17 protein-coding genes are annotated in these 22,120 nt (G+C 42.3%); 7 read left to right on the forward strand and 10 right to left on the reverse strand.

All coding sequences use genetic code 11. The features are described 5' to 3' along the window. Positions 1-46 precede the first annotated feature (46 nt). The gene (locus AC2VOY_RS12585; RefSeq protein ID WP_491833954.1) at positions 47-1,984 is read right to left on the reverse strand and encodes an MFS transporter; all 1,938 of its coding nucleotides are present in this window, start codon (positions 1,982-1,984) and stop codon (positions 47-49) included. Positions 1,985-2,174: 190 nt separating this feature from the next. Here AC2VOY_RS12585 and AC2VOY_RS12590 point away from each other — a divergent pair, with 190 nt between their 5' ends. Beyond that, a complete protein-coding gene (locus tag AC2VOY_RS12590; protein ID WP_491833955.1) occupies positions 2,175-3,224 on the forward strand; it encodes an alcohol dehydrogenase family protein in 1,050 nt (349 codons plus the stop codon). Between the two features lie 24 nt (positions 3,225-3,248). Here the strand turns inward: AC2VOY_RS12590 and AC2VOY_RS12595 are convergent, their stop codons facing one another. From AC2VOY_RS12595 to AC2VOY_RS12605, 3 genes are all read right to left on the reverse strand, one after another. Further along, positions 3,249-3,986, reverse strand: a complete 738-nt coding sequence (locus AC2VOY_RS12595; RefSeq protein WP_491833956.1) for a sulfite exporter TauE/SafE family protein — start codon at positions 3,984-3,986, stop codon at positions 3,249-3,251. 136 nt (positions 3,987-4,122) lie between these two features. After that, complete coding sequence (gene yegD / locus AC2VOY_RS12600; RefSeq protein ID WP_491833957.1) at positions 4,123-5,475, reverse strand: molecular chaperone; 1,353 nt, start codon at positions 5,473-5,475, stop codon at positions 4,123-4,125. Positions 5,476-5,541: 66 nt separating this feature from the next. Further along, complete coding sequence (locus tag AC2VOY_RS12605; protein ID WP_491833958.1) at positions 5,542-5,949, reverse strand: nitrous oxide-stimulated promoter family protein; 408 nt, start codon at positions 5,947-5,949, stop codon at positions 5,542-5,544. 170 nt (positions 5,950-6,119) lie between these two features. On the opposite strand from AC2VOY_RS12605, the gene umuD reads away from it, so the two are divergent. Together umuD and AC2VOY_RS12615 are read left to right on the forward strand one after the other, a co-directional pair. Beyond that, complete coding sequence (gene umuD, locus AC2VOY_RS12610) at positions 6,120-6,524, forward strand: translesion error-prone DNA polymerase V autoproteolytic subunit (protein WP_491833959.1); 405 nt, start codon at positions 6,120-6,122, stop codon at positions 6,522-6,524. A gap of 19 nt (positions 6,525-6,543) precedes the next feature. After that, the gene (locus tag AC2VOY_RS12615) at positions 6,544-7,800 is read left to right on the forward strand and encodes a Y-family DNA polymerase (protein ID WP_491833960.1); all 1,257 of its coding nucleotides are present in this window, start codon (positions 6,544-6,546) and stop codon (positions 7,798-7,800) included. Positions 7,801-7,921: 121 nt separating this feature from the next. On the opposite strand, the gene AC2VOY_RS12620 is transcribed toward AC2VOY_RS12615, so the two are convergent. Next, entirely contained in the window at positions 7,922-8,338 is a 417-nt protein-coding gene (locus AC2VOY_RS12620; RefSeq protein WP_491833961.1) for a GFA family protein, read from the reverse strand. A 401-nt stretch (positions 8,339-8,739) separates the two neighbouring features. On the opposite strand from AC2VOY_RS12620, the gene ylqF reads away from it, so the two are divergent. After that, on the forward strand, positions 8,740-9,702 hold the full coding sequence (gene ylqF / locus AC2VOY_RS12625; RefSeq protein WP_491833962.1) for a ribosome biogenesis GTPase YlqF: 963 nt from the start codon (positions 8,740-8,742) through the stop codon (positions 9,700-9,702). Between the two features lie 92 nt (positions 9,703-9,794). On the opposite strand, the gene AC2VOY_RS12630 is transcribed toward ylqF, so the two are convergent. The 3 genes from AC2VOY_RS12630 to AC2VOY_RS12640 form a co-directional block, all read right to left on the reverse strand. Continuing rightward, a complete protein-coding gene (locus AC2VOY_RS12630; RefSeq protein ID WP_491833963.1) occupies positions 9,795-12,206 on the reverse strand; it encodes a putative bifunctional diguanylate cyclase/phosphodiesterase in 2,412 nt (803 codons plus the stop codon). A 124-nt stretch (positions 12,207-12,330) separates the two neighbouring features. Next, complete coding sequence (locus tag AC2VOY_RS12635) at positions 12,331-14,349, reverse strand: GGDEF domain-containing protein (RefSeq protein WP_491833964.1); 2,019 nt, start codon at positions 14,347-14,349, stop codon at positions 12,331-12,333. 240 nt (positions 14,350-14,589) lie between these two features. After that, the gene (locus tag AC2VOY_RS12640) at positions 14,590-15,486 is read right to left on the reverse strand and encodes a LysR family transcriptional regulator (protein WP_491833965.1); all 897 of its coding nucleotides are present in this window, start codon (positions 15,484-15,486) and stop codon (positions 14,590-14,592) included. 169 nt (positions 15,487-15,655) lie between these two features. On the opposite strand from AC2VOY_RS12640, the gene aguB reads away from it, so the two are divergent. Genes aguB through aguA form a run of 3 tightly spaced genes read left to right on the forward strand, consistent with a single transcriptional unit; the run spans position 15,656 to position 19,061 of the window. After that, positions 15,656-16,537, forward strand: a complete 882-nt coding sequence (aguB, locus tag AC2VOY_RS12645) for an N-carbamoylputrescine amidase (protein WP_491833966.1) — start codon at positions 15,656-15,658, stop codon at positions 16,535-16,537. Positions 16,538-16,546: 9 nt separating this feature from the next. Further along, complete coding sequence (locus AC2VOY_RS12650; RefSeq protein WP_491833967.1) at positions 16,547-17,959, forward strand: APC family permease; 1,413 nt, start codon at positions 16,547-16,549, stop codon at positions 17,957-17,959. Between the two features lies 1 nt (position 17,960). Then, on the forward strand, positions 17,961-19,061 hold the full coding sequence (aguA, locus tag AC2VOY_RS12655) for an agmatine deiminase (protein ID WP_491833968.1): 1,101 nt from the start codon (positions 17,961-17,963) through the stop codon (positions 19,059-19,061). 129 nt (positions 19,062-19,190) lie between these two features. Here aguA and AC2VOY_RS12660 read toward each other — a convergent pair whose 3' ends face one another. Both AC2VOY_RS12660 and AC2VOY_RS12665 read right to left on the reverse strand, forming a co-directional pair. Beyond that, positions 19,191-20,273 carry a DUF294 nucleotidyltransferase-like domain-containing protein gene (locus AC2VOY_RS12660; protein ID WP_491833969.1) on the reverse strand — a complete coding sequence of 361 codons (1,083 nt, stop codon included), beginning with the start codon at positions 20,271-20,273 and terminating at the stop codon, positions 19,191-19,193. A gap of 110 nt (positions 20,274-20,383) precedes the next feature. Then, the gene (locus AC2VOY_RS12665) at positions 20,384-22,015 is read right to left on the reverse strand and encodes a sodium/sugar symporter (RefSeq protein WP_491833970.1); all 1,632 of its coding nucleotides are present in this window, start codon (positions 22,013-22,015) and stop codon (positions 20,384-20,386) included. Positions 22,016-22,120 lie beyond the last annotated feature (105 nt).

A 22,120-nucleotide genomic window follows, 5' to 3' on the forward strand; every position in this document is an offset into this window, starting at 1 on the left:
AAGGCCGTAATTAAAATTACCATGCTTTAACTGAGTATATTAAGCGCTATTGATTTGGCTTTTCTGGCTTATTTTCTGAATCGTGTTCGCCATCTTGCGGCATCAATTGCTCCTCTATATCTTGCGCGGCTTGATCTTTTTCTGAAGCTTCCAAAGGTTCTGCACCATCATACTCTGGCAAGTCTTCTAAGGTTGCTTCAAAAATCTCCGTCACCTCTTGCGTATGCTCAGGTGCATTGGCTTCAACTTCTGAAATAAACTCAGCCACAGCATCGTCAATCTCTAGCATTTCCCTATCTGGTGCACGCATATTTTCCGTGCTTTCGATAACGTTTTCCGCAATCTCTTGAGTCAACTCAGGAATAAGCTCAGGATTTGCTTCAGCAAGGGTTTCAACCACGCTCACCTCTTCATCTTCAATACTCGCCGTGCTAATTGCCGCCAACTGGGTGATGGTATTTTCTGGCTCTTTCTCAATTAACCAATCCACCAGCGGCTGCGCATCATGGTATTCAGATTCTGTCACAGCGGTAACAAAGTCAGTAAGATGATCCGGCGCGCTGAGTGCAAGTGTGCGATAAAGTACAATCAAGTCCAGCTCGCCCAACTCAGGAACGCGCTGCACAAAGGGCACAATCCATTCTGGATGCTCTTGCGATACACCGCGTAAATAAGCCACTGCTTCATGCTCATCTTCTTGAATTAAGGTCACTAACTCATCTTTTGATTCTTCGAAATAAACCGATTGTTCATGATATTCGACACGTGGATCCAACTCTTCACTTGCGCCCACAGGCGAATACATGACAAAGCTTTCTTGCTCTTCGACCGGTCGACCTTCACGCACTATCATGCGATATAAGATAAACACAAGTAACACAGCTTCAACCGCGCACATGAAGATAAATAAAGACGAATTACCAAATTGATTCATCACCAGTGACGACACATATGGACCAATAATCGAACCAATCGCATACACACATAACAAGCTCGAAAGCGCAGGTACTAGTTGCTCACTTAAAGCGCGGTCAAAGGTCACTGAGATACTTAGCGGGTAAAGACAAGCGATGATCCCCATGACCACTGCAACCACCACAAGGGAGGCGCTAAATAAAGATAATTGCATCACTTGTAATAAGGCAAAGGTGCTAATTAAAAGCACAGCACACGAAGCAAAAATAACTTTACGGCGCTCAAATCTATCAGATAAATAGCCGACTGGAATTTGCAGTAAAATCCCGCCTGCGGTCGCTGCGCCCATAAAGAGTGACAACTGAAAGCCTGTGATCCCCACATCTGTGGCGTACAACGGCAGCATGTTCATAATGGTGGAATATAAAATCCCGCAGATCAAACAAGCCAAGCCGCCAAGTGGCGAGATCTTAAATAAGGTAAACACAGACATGCTTTTACCTGATTCAATTTTCGGCTCAAATTGGGAAATAAATAACAAAGGCGTGATCGACAAACTAAACAACAAACCACTAATAATAAAGAGTGTCGCTTGGCTTGGCTCAGCTAAAGTTAAACCAAATTGACCTGCGGTAATCGCAGTTAAAATCACGACTTGGTTGACGGCAAGCACGGTGCCGCGGTTAGCTTGCGTTGAAACACTGTTATACCAAGTATCTAACGTTGCCATGGCGCAAGCAATACTAAAGCCCATTAAGACGCGCATCCCAATCCAAAGATAGAGACTATAGTCTAACCCCATACAAAGGATACCTGTTGCCGCTAAACTGCCACACATGGAAAAGGTACGAACGAGGCCAATACGTTGTAGGATTTTTTTTGCCAGAATAGCACCAAGTAAATAACCAACTGAGTATGAAGATAAAATCATACCTATCGATTGCACAGGCACACTGTCTGCGGCGAGTTTAACTGGCAAAAGCAGGCCACTTAGCCCGTGGCTCATCATGAGAATGAATGAGCTAATGCAGAGTAATATTAAAGGGCGAATGGCCGAGCTTGCACTCATAGGTATCCTTTTGTAATCATGTACTAATCGAGTAAATTCTGACTATCGCATAAATAAGAAATATAAAAAAGTAAACAGATAAAATACTTGCCACTCTCGGGTATAAAGAGTGAAATATTTCAATATCCTTGCACTCCTCAAACAGATCCCCTACCCTTGGCAATACGCTTTAAATATCAAAGGAATACATATGAGTTCTATCCCGAAAACCATGCACGGTGTTTATCTTACGGGCCATGGCGGGCTTGAGTATCTTGATTTTCTCCAAGACATTCCAACGCCAATTGCGCAGCCAAACCAAGTGTTGATCCGCGTGCGCGCTGCGGGCGTAAACAATACAGATATTAATACCCGTATCGGTTGGTATTCAAAAAATGATAATGACAGCGCAGATGCCGCGTGGACAGGTACACCACTGCCACTGCCATTGATTCAAGGCGCGGATGTATGCGGCGAGATTGTTACGGTTGGCGAAGGCGTGGACCCATCACGCATCGGCGAGCGCGTGATTATCGAGCCTTGCCTTAAAGAGCTCAACGGTGAAACAACAGATAGTTTTTTCTATTTAGGCTCAGAATGTAACGGCGGTTTTGCCCAATACACAGTCGTTGCAAGCCAACATGCTTATGCGGTGAAGTCGAAACTAAGCGATGCCGAACTCGCATCATTCCCATGCTCTTATTCCACGGCTGAAAACCTGTTAACCCGCTCAAATGTAGCTGAAAATGACCGCGTCTTAATTACTGGCGCATCCGGCGGTGTCGGCTCTGCGGCAATTCAACTTGCCAAAGCGCGTGGCGCACACGTTGTCGCCATCACCAGCGCAAGCAAAGTTGAGGAATTAAAAGCCCTTGGCGCAGATGAAATTATCCTGCGCGATCAAGATTTACTGCAAACTCTTGGGCAAAATAATGTCGATGTGGTGATTGATTTAGTCGGCGGCCCAACTTGGCCACAGCTTTTAGATGTGCTGAAAACCAAAGGTCGTTATGCGGTATCCGGCGCAATTGCTGGCCCTATGGTTGAGCTAGATTTGCGCACTTTATACCTGAAAGATATCAGCTTTTTTGGCTGCACTATGCTTGAGCCTGAAGTCTTTAGCAACCTAGTTTCGCGTATTGAAAACGAACAAATTCGCGCCGCCGTAGCCAAGACTTTCCCACTTCAAAACATTCATCAAGCGCAAGAAGCCTTCCAAGAAAAGCAACATGTGGGCAAGATAGTTTTGTTGGTTGAGTGATGGCTTTTCAAGTTTTAGCATAGCTTAAAAAAGATGTGACAGTGAGTCACTCACCCCTAACACTGAAACCAAAAGCATCACTGGTAATGCAAAATGTTTCAATGACTTAGGTGGTGAGTGATTAAAGAACCATTGGCCTGCTCGCACCGCAATTAACGTTGGTAGGAATAATAAGCCAAACAGTTCTAAGGTTTGAGTCTCAACCATGCCACTTGAAATCATGGCTACAAGTGCTATCAACTCACTGATAATAAAAAATAAAATCATGGTACCGCGCTGCGCTGCCGTGGTTAATTGGCTAGAAAGCATATAACACACGATTAATGGCCCGCCAACCGATGCCCCTGCCGTGCCGATACCACTTGCTACCCCAAAGCTTAACTGAGTGCTGAACTTCTCTGCTTTTTTTAAGCGAAAGTCACACAAAACCATCACAGATAAAATCAAAATAAACAAAGAAATTAGCAGCTTAATACTTGTCTCGGGGATAAAAAATAACAAACTTAACCCCACCGGGATCCCCAACACTGAGCCAAAAGTTAAGGTTTTAAGAATGGGCATATCCGCTTGCTCAAGAGCCTGTTTACAAACACCAAAGCTGCATAGCACATCAAGCGCAAGGACAATTGGAATGCTTTGTTGTGGCGATAAGAAAAAATTAAACCCAACCACAGCAATGGCTGCAAAGCCAAATCCTGAATAACCGCGTACCACGCCTGAAAATATCGCGACGCCGACAAGAACGAATATATACTCTGACACCATGGCTCCTTATCATCACCCCAGATTGAAAAAAGATGCTTCTATCTAGTGGTGACAATAACTCAGCGCTTTTCATTGCTATAGAGCCACAATGGTTTTTTTAGTGTGTCAGTTCAAGCGTATCTTGTTCACAAGATTACTCAAAACTCACTTGCGCCCAACGCGCTAAACCTGCGGTAACCGAGCCAAAGTAGTTGCCACTGACAATCGGGATATCCGGCAATACTTGCGCCACGGCGTCGCGTAAAATGGGTGAGCGGGCTGAGCCGCCTGTCATAAAAATTGCATCGGGCTTCACCCCTGCTTCTGCGACCACATCACGCGCTAGCGCCGTCATTTTTTCAACTGGGGTTTCAATCGCTTCAATCATCAGATCGCGGGCAATATCTAGCTCAAGTAACTCAGAAACTAGTTGGATTTGCGCGTGATGAGTTTCTTTTTCAGATAAGCCAATTTTTGCTTCTTCTGCGCGGCGCACAATTTGATAGCCCAAGGTTTCATGATACACCTCAAGTAAACGTGCTAGTTTGCTCGGCTCTTGGGCTTCTTTGTGCAGCAGGCTTAAATCCGCTAAGTTTTGACGCGAATAAAAGCGATTTTGCGCATCGATATTATTGATTGCTATCGGGTTCCAAAACTGAGTGGTTGGGATCACAAGCCCTGAGTCAAGCGCACTACCCTTGCCAAACGGCTGCATAAAAGCCTTAAATGCCAAGGCAATGTCGAGATCGTTTCCACCCACACGCTGGCCTTTGTGCCCAAGCAAACTTGCGCTGCGATCTGGCTTACCTTGCCATGACGGGCCCATTTGGATCATCGAGCAGTCTGTTGTCCCGCCGCCAATATCAACCACTAATACGGTTTGATCTTGGGTTAAGCTTGCTTCATATTCCAAACCTGCGGCAACCGGCTCAAACTGAAACTCAACCTGTTTAAAGCCTGCACGTTTGGCGGCATTGGTTAAGATTTGCTGCGCTTGACTATTTGCCGCTTCACCGCCACTGCCTTGGAAGTTAATCGGGCGACCAATCACGGCGCTTTCAATGCTTTGCTCAGTGCTAAGCTCAGCTTGGGTTTTAATGTTATCCATCATGGCGCAGACTAGATCTTCAAAAAAGCTCAGCTGCTGCTCACGTAAACCGGCTGCACCTAAAAAGGATTTTGGCGATTTGACGTAATACACATCACGCGGCGCTTCTAAATAGAGATCGAGCGCAGCTTGTCCAAAGGCAACTTCTTCATCATCTAAATCAATCCCTTCTTCTTCATTGATGCGCATCGCGCGGCGCAGCATGTTTTCGCCAAGGGTATCTAAAGGCTTGATATTGCGATTACGAAATAAGTATTCAGAGACAGATTCTCGATTTGGCGCAGCTAACGTTGAGGGGATGTAAGTGCTTGCATTTTCAAGTGCTAAAAGCTGTGGTTGACCTTGTTTGATATGCGCGACAGAGCAGTTGGCGGTGCCGTAGTCAAAACCGATATACATAGATTTCCCTCTTGATTGCGGATGTGTAAAAAAGTGCGCAATGGTAACTGAAACTTGGGGAAAGTGCTAGTGCGAGCGACGTTGCACATCACCTCGCCGCTTAGCGCGATTGGATTGATTGCCAACCGGCTTACCGACTGGTTTTTGTCTTTCTTTGAGTAAATGGCGGATCGCCAAAATCGGATGTGGGAGTAGCATTCTTGGCCCAGAGTAAATCATCACCTGCTTCATTTTCGCTTTTGGCAGAGGCTTATAACAATGCACTGGGCAGCGGTTACAGGTTGGCTTTTGCTCACCGTATGGGCATCTATCCAAGCGCATTTTGGCGTATTCAAGAAGATCGCTACATTCATGGCATAAATCAGATGCAGCCTTATCTGATCTTGCATGATGCTTGTGGCAATAAATGCGCATCATCGCATCTAAGGTTTTAAATTCAGTATCTAAACTGCCGTGAAGTTGAATTGGGGTCATACGTTTCGTTTCACTAGATAAGAGCCGTGATTTGAATTATCTGGTATCAGTTAGATTAGTCAAGCAGCGAGTACCCACTTACAAGCCTTGAGAAAAATAAATAACACATCCCTTGATTTCCCACAAAATTTATACCAAAATACTGTTTATTTATACAGTAATTTAAACTTATGAAAGTCATTCCGATCAAAGCAAGTGCCGGGATCAGCGGGTTTGAGTCCCCTGCCCAAGAATATTCTCAACTTCCACTTAGTTTGGATGAATTGCTCATCGAGCATCCGAGCGCCACCTTTATTGGCCGAGCATGTGGGGAGTCGATGCAAGGGGTTGGGATCTTTAATGATGATATTTTGATTGTTGATCGCCACGTTTGCGCGGGGCATATGGATGTGATCGTGGCAAATTTTAACGGTGAGTTTGTGTGTAAATTGCTCGATACCAAGCGACGCATGCTCCTCTCAGCAAATGAGAAAGTTCAGCCTGTGCCAATTCATGATTACGACACCTTTACGATTGAAGGCGTAGTGATCCGCTCGATTCGTTGTCACCAACAGAGTTATTTGTTAATGAATTAAATACAAAAAGGAAGATGATATGTATGCCTTAGTCGATGCCAACTCTTTTTATTGCAGCGCCGAACAAGTCTTTCGCCCAGAGTGGCGCGGCAAGCCTATTATTGTCTTATCCAACAATGATGGCATGGTGGTTGCAGCTAATCGACAAGCCAAGCAAGCAGGTATTCCCAAATTTCAACCTTACTTTAAACTCAAAGACTTATGTGAGCAAAAAGGGGTGATTGCGCTCTCTTCAAACTATGAGCTATATTCAGATCTCTCCGCCAAAATGATGCAAGTGATCGGCCGCTTTGCGCCTGAGCAGCATATCTATTCGATTGATGAGTCCTTTTTACATTTTAAACATTGCCAAGATCTGATCCCTGACTTTGCCGCCCAAGGGATGGCGATTCGTAAAGCGGTTTGGAAAGAGTGCCGCTTGCCCGTTTGCGTCGGTATGGGACCAACCGTCACCTTAGCCAAAATAGCCAACCATGCAGCCAAAAAAATCAGAGGGTTCAACGGTGTATGCGTGATAGATAATGATCCATTAAGGCTTCAAATTTTAAACCAAATCGATGTCGCAGATGTATGGGGAATAGGCAGAAAACTTGCCGTGAAACTGCGTCAGTTAAAAGTGCACACTGCGCTGGATTTAGCGCAATTGCCATTGGCTCGCGCTCAGCGTGAATTTAATATTGAAGTGCAGCGCACAATTTTGGAATTAAACGCGACCAAATGTATTTCATGGGACAAGGCGCGCGCAGACAAGCAGCAAATCTTTTCAACCCGCAGCATGGGCATGCGCATCACAAGTTTGTCTGATTTGCAGCAAGCATTGAGTAAGCATATTGCGATCGCTGCTTACAAAGCCCGCCAACAAGGCAGTTTATGTAAGGTCTTGATGTGCTTTGCTGCCAATTCACCTTATGATGAAAAACCTGCCAGCTTTAAAACCTTGCATCATTTCGCCTACCCAACCAGTGATACCAAAGTGATGACCCAGTTGATCACGCAAATCGCCAAACAGCTCTATCAGCCTGGCGTTTGTTATTACAAAATCGGCGTTGGCTTGCTTGATCTTACTAGTGAAAAACACCAGCAGTTGGATTTATTAAACCCTGCGCCAGATAATCCAAACTTGATGCAAGTGCTGGATAAAATAAATCAAAAGTATGGTGGTGAAACCTTATTTTTAGCCGCCCAAGGGATCAATCAAAAATGGGGCATGAAGCGTGAACTTCTTACCCCACAATATACGACCAAATGGCGTGATGTGCCTTTTATTCGGTGTTAAACATTAAAGTCTACTCATTTAAGAAATAATGAATGCTGATAATAAGCCAATCAATTATGTTACCCCATCCTGATAACTGTCGTTTTTATTCAATCTTTTATATCCCTGGGCATATATCCTCTTAATTCGCGCCCTTATCAAAAATGACGGCATCTTCTCCTATCTCATACCAACTTAACTTCTCACCGACCCATATATGGCATTGAGGCTTAAAAATATCGTCTTGAGGAAAATTGACAGGTTTTAACTTAAGTTTTATCAAATTAGGGGCATCAGGGTTAAAGTGGTAAATACGGGTGCCACAATTAGAACAAAACATCGCACAATTACGATTACCACTTTCCGCGATACGTTCCCAACTTTTTAATGGTCCAAAAAATTCAATTTTAGATGCGTCTATTATTGCTGTGACACTGAATGCGCTAGTTGATAATTTTTGGCATTCCGTACAATGACATGCTGAGACTTTTATCGGCTTATCATGTAAAAAATATGTCACTTGCCCGCATTGGCATGCGCCTTTAATTGGATATTCCACTGTCCGCTCCTTATCAAAATCATATACTGAAACAATTATTGCCTTAAAAAAGTATCACTGATTATTCAATAAATAGCTAACTTAATTGTTCAAGTAAACTATCAGAGTGAAGTATGCTTTAAAAAATATAAGATCACATTAACTCAGCAACTAATAGTGCTGCGAAATTAACCCCACCCAACCTCCCCTTGGAAAGGGGAGGAGCAGTATATTACCAACAGCTCTTACCTTGCAAAAAAATATAAACAAAACGACCACACACAAGCCACCACGACATTAATGAGCCTACGAAATAACCCCACCAGCCCTCTCCTAATAAATGGGTAGAGAAAGCCCCCATTTCCCCTTTTCCCCACAAACTGTTAAAATCTGCGCTAATAGAATCTCCAAAGGCTTATTTAATGATTAACAACAAAATTCAGTGGTTTCCGGGCCACATGCACAAGGCACGTAAAGAAATCGAAGAAGTGGTGCCAACCATAGATGTGATTATCGAAGTGCTGGATGCGCGTATCCCATTTTCAAGTGAAAACCCAATGATTGCGCAGATCCGCAAAGATAAGCCATGTATCAAGGTGCTAAACAAACGTGATCTTGCTGATCCAGACATGACCGCGCTTTGGATTGAACACCTTGAAAAAGAGCAAGGCGTTAAAGCGATAGCCACTACCACTGACAATGTTCAAGAAATTCATCAAATTATGGAGCTTTGCCGCAGCCTTGCTCCGCATCGCACTGACATTGGGAAGAACATTCGCACCATGATTATGGGGATCCCAAATGTGGGCAAATCCACCATTATCAATACCCTTGCTGGGCGCACCATTGCGCAAACGGGTAACCAACCTGCGGTCACGCGCCGTCAGCAACGTATCAATCTGCAAAATGGCATTGTACTTTCTGACACGCCGGGAATTTTGTGGCCAAAAGTTGAAAACCCGCATAGTGGCTTTCGCTTAGCGGCAACGGGCGCAATTAAAGATACGGCGATGGAATATGATGAAGTCGCGTTTTATACCATTGAATATTTGCGTGATGCTTATGCGGATCTTTTAAATGAGCGTTATCAGCTTGCAGATGTGTGTGATCAGCCAGTTTCTGAGATGGAAGCGTTGGAATTGATGGAAGCGCTGGGCACTAAACGCGGCTGCTTGCGCGCGGGTGGTCGAGTCGACTTGCATAAAGCCAGTGAAATCTTGCTGCATGAATTGCGAAACGGCACGCTTGGAAAAATCACTCTTGAGCACCCAGATATGATCACGCAAGAGTTGGTCGAAGTGGAAATCGCGGAAGCCAAACGCACCGAAGAGAAGATCAAGAAAAAAGAAGAGCGCCGCAAACGTTATTTGAAAAACAAGCGCTAATCTCTAATAAACGTTAATATCTAACAGATGAAAGTTTCAACCGACCCTCTTTATAATTCATATAATTGATGCATAAAGAGGGTTTGTTTTATTTAAGACTTATCCAAAAGCGCTTGCGCAGTCGCGCTATCCATCGGCCGGCCTAAATAAAACCCTTGCGCATAACCACAACCAAATTCCGTCAGTGCATCTTGCTGTGACTTGGTTTCTATGCCTTCGACAATGACTTTTATTTTCATGCTGTCAGCCAGCGCAATTATCGCTTTGACGATATTATTACTATCTGGATTTTCAGGAATATCTAAAATAAATGAGCGATCAATCTTAAGCTTATCCACCGGTAGACCTTTTAAATAAGACAAGGATGAATAACCCGTGCCAAAGTCATCTAATGCCACTTCTATCCCTAGCTCGCGCACTTTTTTAAGCTCTTGATGCACATAGACAGGATCATCAAGCAACACGCCTTCGGTTATTTCAATTTCTAGATACTGCGCAGGTAAGCCAGTTTCAATCAGTTGATCACGCAGCGTTTTGTAAAAATTTCCTTGTTGTAATTGCAATGCGGAAACATTGACTGCAATCCGCCCAAAGTCATAGCCGGCGTCAAGCCATGCTTTGGCTTGCTTACAAGCCGCGTTTAGCACCCAGTCACCAATCGGCACAATAAAACCTGTTTTTTCCGCTACGGGGATGAAATCTGCCGGTGAAATAAAGCCCATTTCATTATGCGTCCAACGCAGCAGAGCTTCAAAACCAACTAATTTTTGCGGTGTGGTTAAACTAAACTGCGGCTGATACACAAGGTTAAACTCGCCAAGCTCTATCGCCTCACGCAGTGACATACGAATCTTCAAATGCTTGTGCGCAAGGTTACTCATCTCGTTTTTATATAAGGTATATGTGTTGCGGCCGCTGTCTTTGGATTGATTTAAAGCTGAATTGGCATTACGGATCAAATCTTCATAGTTTTGCGCATTGTGCGGATACAGGGCTATCCCTATGCTTGAGGTTAAATGCACATATTTGATTTCTTCAGATAAAGAGAAAGGATGGATAAACACACTTTGTACTTTAGCTATCAAGGCTTCGAGATATTTATCTTGCTCACGTAGCGGCAAATTGCCTAATAACAAAAATTCATTGCCGGTTAAATGGGCCACAAAACATTCTGGCTCGACTTGCGTGACTAAGCGCGTTGCTATCTGAAGTAAGATTTGATCGGCATTTTGATAGCCAATGCTGTCATTCAAGGTTTTAAACTGATCCACTTCAATGATAAATAAAACAAAATCTTTCGAACCAATTTCAATTCGGCGGTTAATTTCCTCTAATGCGTAAGCCCGGTTGGGCAAATTGGTCAATGGATGATAAAACGCCAATTTATGCAGTTTTTCATCGCTCTTTTTCTGCAAGCTAATATCAGTGAAAATACCAAAATAATACGCCGGCTCACCATGCTCATCATACACAGTATTAATGGTCGCACATTGCGGAAAGGTACTGCCATCCTTGCGTTGACTCATTAACTCACCACGCCAAATACCACGCGTATTTAAGCTTTTCCAAACCGACTTGAAGAAATCTTTATCGACATTCTTACGATTAAAAATTGATTGCAGCGTGCCAAGAACTTCTTCTTCGCGATAACCAGTGATCGCTTCATAGGCTTTATTCACACGGATGATTTTTTTGTCTTTATCCGTGATCAGCATGCCTTCTGAGCAATTGTCAAAGATCTCAGCGGTGAGTGAGAGCTGCTCTAACAGCTGACTTTGCTCAGTCACATTATTGGACACACCGATGAGCTTATGAACTTTTTGGTTACGATCAAAAATAGGCGTCTTAGTGACGTTAAACCTTTCTATTTTCTTGGTTTTCTTATTATAAATGGGATAATTGTTTTCTTCGTGACTGCGCCCTGTTTGGAACACATAGCGATCTGCAATATTAAAATCTACCACATATCGAGAGTCAAAAAACTGATCCGCGGGATGGCCGATAACTTCTTCTTTGGTGCTATTTTGACGATCGGCAAAGGCTTGATTGCAATAGCTATAACAACCATTGTCATCTTTCACCCAGATCAAGGTATCAATTTTATCGAGCGCATCATGCAGGATATGAAACTCTGAACCAAATTTAGTATTTTGAATATCAGCATCAATTTGACGGGACGTCACTTGGATGATTTTACGATAGAAATCCGTAATATGGGGTAAGCTGCTGTGGAATTGATAAATTAAAAAGAAATTCGCAAAACTCGGCAAGCGTTGCAAATAAAGTAAATGCCCTTGATAAGGGTATTCAAATCCTGTGTCTTCTTGCTGAATCAAGGACTCAAAATCATCTGCTTTTAAATCATGCGTAATCTTACTACCACAGATATTATCGAGGGAATAATCTGAGCGCACATAAATGAGCTGTATGAATTTTAGCTGCTTATCAATAATCTGCGCAAACTCAAAATTCCATTTTTCAACAGGTAAAGGTAATCGATTCATCTGTCTAACTTTTATATCCTAACACACAATAAATCATATACTTTTTATGGTTATTTCTCATAAAAAAAGCACCAAGAAGTGATCTTGATGCTTATTTGTTAGATAGATTGTTTTTTAAACCCGATTAACGAGTCTTTAAGCTTGAGACAAAGTGCAACTCATATGAAATCACGCGGTTATTAACAACTTTTTCTTCTGCCGTGAGATTCATTTCATCGAACAAGAAATTGCTATATTTCACAAATAGGAAATAGAATAACGACATAGGTAAACCTGCCTGATGATGACTTTCAACAATACGCATACGATATTCATGCAAGTTGTTATTAGTCCGATTACACTTATACATCAACTGGAAGTAGTTACTTATCAAGTAGTTAAGCTCACCATGATAGCAAGATAAAACTTTTTCATTTAACTCAGTTTGTAGTTGATGCTCAGCGGAGATATAGTTTAAACGCTCATGCATATTAAGTTTCATCTCAACTTCTTCGTCTGATAAGTTAATATCAAAACTGTCAAACTCTTCGCAAATGGTATCGATTTTCTTAACCGATTTTTTATTAATCAAAATATTATCGGCTTTGCTCAAGGCTTGCGATAAGGTCTGATCGCTATTGATATCAAACAGAATATGCCCTGCGCTAACAGTGAACAGAGGAATCGACATCGACTTACAATCGTAGGCAATTTTCTTATTCAAGCGGTCCATAAACTCATCAGGGCTAAACTCTGCGCCATGACGAATATATAAGAAGACAAGGAACTCATCACCGCCCATGCGCACGATATCATCGTTAGCTTTCGAGACATAACGCGCCGAGTTCACAATCAACTTGATCGCGCGATCGCCCATATCATGGCCATATTTGTCATTGATTTGCTTAAACTTATTCGCATCAATCGAGAAAATATGGACATCTGTATTTTTGTGAATCGAGTCTTCTATTTTCTTAAACACTATCTTATATAGACCGTTACGGTTATATGATGGCGTTAATGAGTCAAAATACTGCTTATTCCCTTCTCTAAAGCCGCGGAACAACTGCAAGAAGAACATATAAGAGAAAATAGCGATAAAGAATGGCGTCGCGAATAATAAGATTGGATCGCGCTGGACGATAACTTTAAATAGACTCCAAACACCGATTGAGACTTGAATATCAACGTTACCAAAGTCAGAAATCTGCTGCGTATCTTTTGGCGCAGTGAAGTCAATCACACGCTGTACGCCGCCGATATTAAGTCGAGCTTCACGATCATAAATCGCGCGATCATGGTTAAATAAACGGATATTCAGATGGTCAAAAGAGTTCAAATCAAAGCCGATTTGGTTAAACGCTGTGTACACCAGCTTGGTCAAATCTTGCTTATAGATATCACGTACCAAGAAGCCTCTGATTTGATGCGAGTGGTCAAAAATATTTTTGATGAAAGTGGTCGCTTTTTTGCCAGTGAAAGGATCCACATATTGCTCTGAAATCCAATAATCCACTGGGACTTCACTTTGCATGCGTGACAACGACTCACTCAAACCTGTACTTTTATACTGTAAGAAGCGATTGTCGTTCATTTCAACATTATAAATATAAAAATACGGCTTATCGCTTGAAACATAATAATAAAGTGAATCAAGTTTCGGATTTTCTTTAACCATGCGGATGGCTTCAGAGTTGACGCGACCTGTGCTTAAAACTGTACATAAAAGACGTAGCTCAGTGTCACTAAAATCATCTAATGAGCCTTTCCCGAGCAATACGCCGCTAAAGTTTTCTTTGCTTGGGCGCAATGTCGCATGGCTGCTATAACTGTCTGTCGATTCATCATATTTGATTTCATCAATACAAGTTGAAATAGGTGATTTTGGTGCGTTTTCAACCTCTGCAAGTTCGATATTTTGCTTCGCAAACTTGTTGGTTAGATAATCTTCACGGATAGAAGTGTACTCTAAACTATCAAATTGGTTTTGAGTATTAAAAGCTATCTCATTGAATTTTTGAGAAATATTAGGGAAGACTATCTTTTGTAAATTCTTATTTAGCTCATGGTAGCTATTGAATAAAACAAAAGCTGTCGCTATACAAGTGAATACGATGGCGAAGAGAATACTTTTCTTCTTCAGTTGGCTGTCTTTATCTAGCATTGAAAAACCTTGTGGAGCAAAAAATAAAAGTATCTAGATGATAATATGCCCGTTCCTTATGTTTCCTTTTCAAATCCTTTAGGTGAACAAACTTCTTGATAAAACCTCTAGAGAGTGTATGTATTATACACACTAATGCTGTGTTTTTTTCATTTTTGTATATAAAAAGTTTGATTTGTCACAAACTCTAATGAGATAGGTAAATTTTAATGAAGAGGCTAAATTTCACCCTCTCTGCTACTAATTTTGAGCAACATTTTGAATTTGCTGAATTAACCACTGCACACTGTCTTGGTTATCATAAAGATTATGGGTAAAAATACTTAAGGATAAATCTGGGATCCCTTCAGGCAGTTGCACAATTCGTAAGGGCAACATCTGAGTCAACTCCAGTGCAATTTGCAGCGGCACATTCATTAAATAATCAGTTTTTGCCGTCACCATGCCGCCCACCGCATAACTTTGCACTATCATCGCAATTTGGCGTGATTGGTGTAGCGTCATCAAGTAACGGTCGATTAAATCTGCTCCAGAGTTAATTAAAGGCAGATGAATTTGTGGGGTTTCTAAATATTGTTTTAAGCTTAATTTGTCACCAAGATGATTATTGGTTGCAACAATGCCAACATAAGGATCTGTCATCCAATGGTGGCGATTATAGTAGCGAGGCATGGTTTGCAGCTCATCCACACCTAAAATTAAATCAATGCGCCCCTGCTCAATGCTCTCCATCTGCATATTTTCAGATAAAATTTCAATCGCAATTCGTATATTAGGCGCTGTTTTTTCAAGATTTTTAGCAAGTTTTGGTAAAGCATAAAATTCAAAGTAATCAATCGCGCCGATATAAAAAGTCTTGGCATCTAATTCTGGCTGAAAGGGTTTCATGCGATCCAGCGCAATATCAATCGAGCTCAGTCCTTTTTCAATATCCGGCAACAAAGAAACCATCAAAGGTGTGGGTTTCATCCCTTCTCTTGTTTTAATAAACAAAGGGTTATCAAAGCGTTCACGCAATTTAGCCAACACATGACTGGCCGCCGATTGGCTCATAAAAAGTTTCGATGCAGCCTTTGATAAATGACGCTCTCTTTCCAAAACGACTAAAAGTCGCAACTGATTGATATCTATATCCATATTAATACCTTAGGGTTAGATTATGAAAATTTCTCATATAAAAATAAGAATATTGCATTTCCATAATAACCTAATTTTCATTAAAACTAATACTAACTTTTCGACTACCAGTGTTTTTACCTCTGGATAAGTCTTTCAATTTTATATGGATAATGAAAAAGGATAGAAAATGAGAAATGTACGCGTGGCTGCAACTCAAATGGCTTGCTCTTGGGATTTAGAGCAAAACTTAACTCAAGCGGAAACACTGGTGCGTCAGGCCGCAAGCGAAGGTGCACAAATCATTTTACTCCAAGAGCTATTTGAAACGCCTTATTTCTGTATTGAAATCTCTGAAAAATATCATAGCCTTGCAACGACTTTAGCAGAAAACAAAGCCTTTCAATTACTTACTCGCCTTGCTAAAGAGCTTGAAGTCGTGCTGCCATTTAGCTGGTTTGAAAAAGCAGGCAATGTACGCTTTAACTCCGTGGCTGTGATTGATGCAGATGGCAGTTTACTCGGCACTTATCGTAAAACTCATATTCCAGACAGTGACGGTTACTTAGAGAAATACTACTTTAGCCCTGGCGATACTGGATTCAAAGTTTGGCAAACTCGTTATGCCAAAATCGGCGTCGGTATTTGCTGGGATCAATGGTTCCCAGAAACAGCGCGTGCGATGGCGCTGCAAGGGGCTGAGTTACTCTTCTATCCAACTGCGATTGGCAGTGAGCCAAGCCAACCTGAGTTAGATTCTCAGCCGCATTGGCAATGTGTGATGCAAGGTCATGCTGCAGCCAACCAAGTACCTGTGATTGCCTCTAACCGTATCGGCGTTGAAAATGCCCAATATAAAGATTTATCCCTGACTTTCTTTGGCTCATCTTTTATTGCTGATCACACCGGTCAAATCCAACAAAAAGCTGACCGTGACACGCAAGGCGTCCTTGTGCATGAGTTTGATCTCGATGAAATTGAGTTCCAACGAGCTTCTTGGGGACTGTTCCGTGATCGCCGCCCAGAGCATTATCAAGTGATGCAAACGCTTGATGGCCAACTATCTAAATAAGGGGCGGTTATGACGAGTAAAAAAATGGGCGTCACGCCACTGGCGCTATTTAGTTTATGCGCCGTCTTGGTGGTTGATACCTTAACCGCATCCGCTTCTATCGGCGTCAGCTCTTTAAGTTGGTGGCTACTTACTTTGGTTTTCTTTGTGATTCCATACGGGCTTATCACTTCAGAGCTGAGCGCTGCTTACCCTGGAGAAGGCGGCATTTATGATTGGGTGAAAAAAGCTTTTGGTAGCAATTGGGCGGTGCGCACCACTTGGTATTATTGGATTAATGTCGGCTTGTGGATGCCTGCTGTATATATTTTATTTGCCGGCATGTTTGCATCTATTTTTGCCCCAGATTTAGCCCTTTCTTATCAAATTGGGATCTGCATTTTGCTCACTTGGCTAACGGTTTGGGTATGTAATGTGTCGGTTGATATCGGCGTTTGGATCACCAATGTGTGCGCAGTGTTAAAGGTTTTGATCATCTCAGTACTTGGCATTGGCGGCTTTATCTATGCCTTTAAAAATGGCGTTGCCAATGAGTTTTCATGGGCCAACATGGTGCCATCGATTGATGCCGGCGTTGCGTTCTTACCTGCTTTAGTTTTTAACTTGATGGGCTTTGAGTTGGTTGCTACCATGACCAAAGAGATGAAGAATATCAAAGATGTACCAAAGGTTATTTTCCTAGCCATTGGGATCACAGCCTTCTTATATATCTTCGGCACTTTAGGCATTTTACTTGCGCTCCCAGTGGAAGAAATTGGTTTGGTTTCTGGGATTATCGATACTTTAAAAACACTTTTCGGTGACGGTGCATTCGGTCAATTTATGGTGACTAGCCTTGGTATCGTGACGCTGATCACTTTTATCGGCAATATGGTCAGCTGGACCATGGGTTCAAGCCGCGCGGCAAGTGAGTCAGCCAAAGAAGGTGAACTTCCACAAATCGTGGCAGTGCAGTCGAAAAAATACCACACCCCTGTTGGCGCAAACGTGATCACAGGAGTGGTATCAACAAGCGTGATTTTAACTTACGCCCTGTTTGCGCAATCTAACGATGAATTGTTTTGGTCTATGTTTGCCTTCTCAAGCTGTATTTTCTTGATGCCATATTTATTTATGTTCCCAGCATTTTATAAATTACGCCTAAAAGATACACAATCACCGCGTCCATTTAAAATCAAAGGGCCACTTTGGGTACAAGCACTCTTGGCTGTCGTATGTTTTGCAGTCATTGCCCAGGCTATCTTGCTTTTTGTATTCCCTGAGATTTTCTCATTTAGCATTGATTGGACGTACAGTTTACCCGTAGTGCTTGGCATTCTGGTCACCATCTTGATCGGTGAAGTCTTGCTGCATAACGCAAAGAAAAAAGCACACAGCAATACAGACTCTAACCAAGCATATCGCCTTGCAGCAGGAGAATAAGATGAATTTAACAACTGAAACTTTACCTAATACTGCTGGCTTTTATATGCCGGGTGAACATACGCTACAAGAAGAAGTTTGGATGGCGTGGCCAGTGCGCGCAGATAACTGGCGTTTTGGCGCGAAGTTTGCGCAAGCAGCCTTTGTTGAGGTCGCGCATACCATTGCTCAAGCGACCCCTGTCGTGATGCTCGTCGATACATCGCAATATGAAAATGCACGCGCCATGCTTAATGCTGAGATTAAAGTGGTGGAAATGTCGTATAACGATTGCTGGATGCGTGATATTGGCGCAACCTATGTGATTGATGACAAAGGCCAACGCGCAGGCATCAACTGGGAATTTAATGCTTGGGGCGGCTTGGTCGATGGTCTCTATTTCCCTTGGGATCAAGACAATTTAGTTGCTGACAAAATGCTTCAATTAACCAATGATCACATGTTTAAAGCGCCGATTGTTTTAGAAGGTGGATCGATTCATGTGGATGGTGAAGGCACTTTATTTACCACTGAGGAGTGTTTACTTCATCCGAGTCGTAACCCGGATATGTCTAAAGCTGAGATTGAAGATTGTCTGAAAGCTTATTTAGGTATCAGTAAAGTGATTTGGCTGCCACGCGGTTTATATAATGATGAAACCAACGGCCACATTGATAATATTATGCATGTGATTGGCCCTGGCAAAGTAGCATTGACTTGGTGTGATGATCCAAACGATCCTCAATATGCTATTAGCCAAGAAGCTTTTGAAGTCTTATCCAATACATTAGATGCCAAAGGTCGCGCGCTACAAGTGTATAAACTGCCGATGCCTGGACCTTTGTATATCAAGGCAAGCGAAGCGGACGGGATTGATTTTAGCGATGGTATGGAGCGTGAGCAAGGCGAGCGATTAGCCGCTTCTTATGCAAACTTTTTGATTAGTAATCAGCAAGTTATTTTCCCATTGCTAGACCCTAAAAATGACACGCAAGCTAAATTATGCTTGCAAGAGGCATTTCCTGAGCATCAAGTGGTTGGCGTGAATGCGCGTGAAATCTTACTTGGTGGTGGGAATATCCATTGCATCACCCAGCAAGTTCCGGCGTTGAAAATCTCTTAATAACGTCTAACCCTCATCTAAAACAAAGCCCTAGCTTAATTTTCTGGGGCTTTGCTATCTCTAACGCTTGTATTATCGCCGCAACCTAGTGCCTGAGCACCTGACTAATATCCTCAAGACTCATACTTTTCAAATTCCAAACTTCATTTTCATCGCATCTTGCATCCCATGAATAATTTGGCAAGCTTGAGTGAGGTTAGCGTAGTCAAAGCTTGCTAAGTTTTCGACTTCAACCTGATTGGAAAGCGGTTCTCTGCGCGCCAATAACGCCCCATTATTCATGTCGCGCAAGCGATTTAAATACTCAAAAATCGCTTTAAAATCATCATATGACTGGCGGTTTATCTGCGCACTAGAAAAGGCAAATTGTAATCGCTGCTGGGTGGATAGGCGATCGCCACCTTGACTTAACATATAAATCCTTGCCATATCAACAATGCTCGTGATGCCTGCCTTTTTTATATTTAAGACTTTGCGATCCTGTGCATTTTTCTCAACCTGAAGGTGTTTAAATACATTAATTGGCGGACGTGTTTTTAACATATTTTGGATCAAGGCAAAGATTAAGCGCTCATTATGTAAAGTAGATTCACGACGCGTATCCTCAAGTTGATGAAATAGATGCGCATCACCGACTAATAAGCGCGTATCTAAAAAAACGGTTAATTGGAGGAGAAAATCATATTCAGGATGACTTGCCCACTTTTTATAATACGTTTGCCAGACCTCAAGTGTTTGGCACCATTTCGGCGTCGCCGCCATAAAGTGCCCGCTACATAATGCATATCCAGATTGTGCAAGCCCTTTGCACACATACATAGCTAAATGTGCGAAATAAGCCTTATCGGCCTCGGTGGCTGAGTTATCTAAAATTAGCGCACTGTCTTGATCAGATAAAAGATGAATTTCTTCTCGCGCATGCGATCCTGCTAGCATCCAAGCGTATGCACATGGCGCCTCCCCCAGCGCCGTTTCAGCTAGCTCAATCCAACGCCAATTAAAGGCATCATATATTTGACTAAGTACTCGACCAATAATATGCGGATGTGCTCCAAGACGAAGCAGAGATTGATAAATCTGATGACGCTTTTTAGTCAGCCGGATCAGCTCATAACTGCTTTGACTTGCTTTGATTGCATTAACTAAACCGCTAAGCTGATGCAGCTGAGCAATATCTTGAGTCGCTAGTTCATCATTTAATACTGTATCCATGCATTCACCTTTTGATAGCTCACTGACAGCCTTAAGATCGAAAAAAGGCTCCAATAGCTGAAGCCTTAAGCGCAGCAACACCTGCTGCTTGTTCTTAAATATTTATTGGCTTACCAAAAAACACTATATAACACAGCGACTAAGATAAAGATGCCATAAGACGCTAAGTTGAAACTCGATTCAGTGGCGAACATTGTTGAAGTCACGCGAATCGCTTTGGGATCATCATCATTTTCAGATGTACTCAAGCTTGTGAAAGCAATTACCGTCATGGTAAATAGCAAGGTATAGAGCATTTGATCCATAAATGGCATATTCAATGGCATAAATTTCAAGAATAGCGCGAATGGAATCGATGCCACAACCCCAATGATTGCGCCTTTACTCGTAGTTTTTTTCCAGAATAAACCGAGTAAGAAGACCGCTAAGATGCCAGGGCTCACTAGACCTGTATACTCTTGAATATATTGGAATGCTTGACCAATACCGCCTAACATTGGCGCAACTAAGCAAGCAATAATTAATGCCACAATTGCCGTCACTCGGCCAACGTTTACAAGTTTATGATCAGCTGCTTGTGGCGCGATATATTCCTTGTAAATATCCATAGTAAAAATAGTTGCTGTAGAGTTCAGCATCGAAGCTAATGATGAAACGATTGCTGCGGCTAACGCTGCAAACACCACACCTTTCACCCCAACCGGCAAGAACTGAGTCAGCCAAGGGTAAGCTTTATCGGCATGTTCAAAACTTGGCATATTATTCGCTGCGCCTTCACCTAAGCTTGCAAGAAGCGTTGGATCATTGATGATCACATAGGCTGCAATCCCAGGAAGCACGACTAAAAATGGAATGATTAGCTTTAGAAAGGCTGCAAAAACAATCCCTTTTTGAGCTTCAGCAACAGACTTAGCAGCCAGCGTGCGTTGGATAATATATTGGTTAAAACCCCAGTAATAAAGGTTGGCAACCCAAAGACCGCCAATTAGCACGGCTATGCCAGGTAAGTTCATATATTGAGGGTTTGATTGATCCAAAATCATTTCAAAATGACCTGGCGCAGCATCTATCATGCTTGAAACCCCAGCAAAGAAACCATTCTCACCACCGATGAAGCTAACGGCCATCACCATAGTTAAGAAGCCACCTAAAACAAGGAAAAATACTTGGATAACATCTGTCCATACAACCGCAGATAGGCCACCATAAATTGAATAAATCAACGCAAAAAGCGCCAATCCAACTATCGAGTAAATCAGTGGAATACCTAAAATTGTTTGGAGTGCGAGACCACCGAGATAAAGGACTGAGGTTAGGTTCACAAAGACATACAAAGCAATCCAGAAAATAGCTAAAATTGTTTTTAAATTCTTATTAAAGCGTTTTTCAACAAACTCTGGAATTGTATAAATGCCCTTTTCAATAAAAATTGGAAGAAAGTATTTACCAACAATGATTAGCGTGATGGCAGCCATCCATTCGTAAGAAGCAATTGCAAGTCCGATCGAAAAGCCAGATCCAGACATGCCGATAAATTGCTCAGCAGAGATATTAGCTGCAATCAAAGATGCACCAACTGCCCACCAAGGGAGAGATTTGCCCGCTAAGAAATAATCTTCGGTGCTTTTTTTAACACCTTTCTTATCTCTCGAGACCCAAAGCCCGACACCTATGATGACGGCGACATATAGTGCAAAGACCATAAGATCGATAAATCCAAGACCGTGTTCAACGTTTGACATAATTTTTGTCCCACTATTATTAGTATAGGGTAAAAATTGTAAACGTTTCCATTGAAACATTTTGCAACCAAGTTCACAAATTTAGCGCAAGATAATAAATTTTAA

This window comes from Vibrio sp. KMM 9700 (genome assembly GCF_058545285.1).

Coding starts and splice junctions, on each gene's coding strand:
- AC2VOY_RS12585 (WP_491833954.1), bottom strand. CDS start 1,984: ATGAGTGCAAGCTCGGCCATTCGCCCTTTAATATTACTCTGCATTAGC.
- AC2VOY_RS12590 (WP_491833955.1), top strand. CDS start 2,175: ATGAGTTCTATCCCGAAAACCATGCACGGTGTTTATCTTACGGGCCAT.
- yegD (WP_491833957.1), bottom strand. CDS start 5,475: ATGTATATCGGTTTTGACTACGGCACCGCCAACTGCTCTGTCGCGCAT.
- AC2VOY_RS12605 (WP_491833958.1), bottom strand. CDS start 5,949: ATGACCCCAATTCAACTTCACGGCAGTTTAGATACTGAATTTAAAACC.
- umuD (WP_491833959.1), top strand. CDS start 6,120: ATGAAAGTCATTCCGATCAAAGCAAGTGCCGGGATCAGCGGGTTTGAG.
- AC2VOY_RS12615 (WP_491833960.1), top strand. CDS start 6,544: ATGTATGCCTTAGTCGATGCCAACTCTTTTTATTGCAGCGCCGAACAA.
- ylqF (WP_491833962.1), top strand. CDS start 8,740: ATGATTAACAACAAAATTCAGTGGTTTCCGGGCCACATGCACAAGGCA.
- AC2VOY_RS12630 (WP_491833963.1), bottom strand. CDS start 12,206: ATGAATCGATTACCTTTACCTGTTGAAAAATGGAATTTTGAGTTTGCG.
- AC2VOY_RS12635 (WP_491833964.1), bottom strand. CDS start 14,349: ATGCTAGATAAAGACAGCCAACTGAAGAAGAAAAGTATTCTCTTCGCC.
- AC2VOY_RS12640 (WP_491833965.1), bottom strand. CDS start 15,486: ATGGATATAGATATCAATCAGTTGCGACTTTTAGTCGTTTTGGAAAGA.
- aguB (WP_491833966.1), top strand. CDS start 15,656: ATGAGAAATGTACGCGTGGCTGCAACTCAAATGGCTTGCTCTTGGGAT.
- AC2VOY_RS12650 (WP_491833967.1), top strand. CDS start 16,547: ATGACGAGTAAAAAAATGGGCGTCACGCCACTGGCGCTATTTAGTTTA.
- aguA (WP_491833968.1), top strand. CDS start 17,961: ATGAATTTAACAACTGAAACTTTACCTAATACTGCTGGCTTTTATATG.
- AC2VOY_RS12660 (WP_491833969.1), bottom strand. CDS start 20,273: ATGGATACAGTATTAAATGATGAACTAGCGACTCAAGATATTGCTCAG.
- AC2VOY_RS12665 (WP_491833970.1), bottom strand. CDS start 22,015: ATGTCAAACGTTGAACACGGTCTTGGATTTATCGATCTTATGGTCTTT.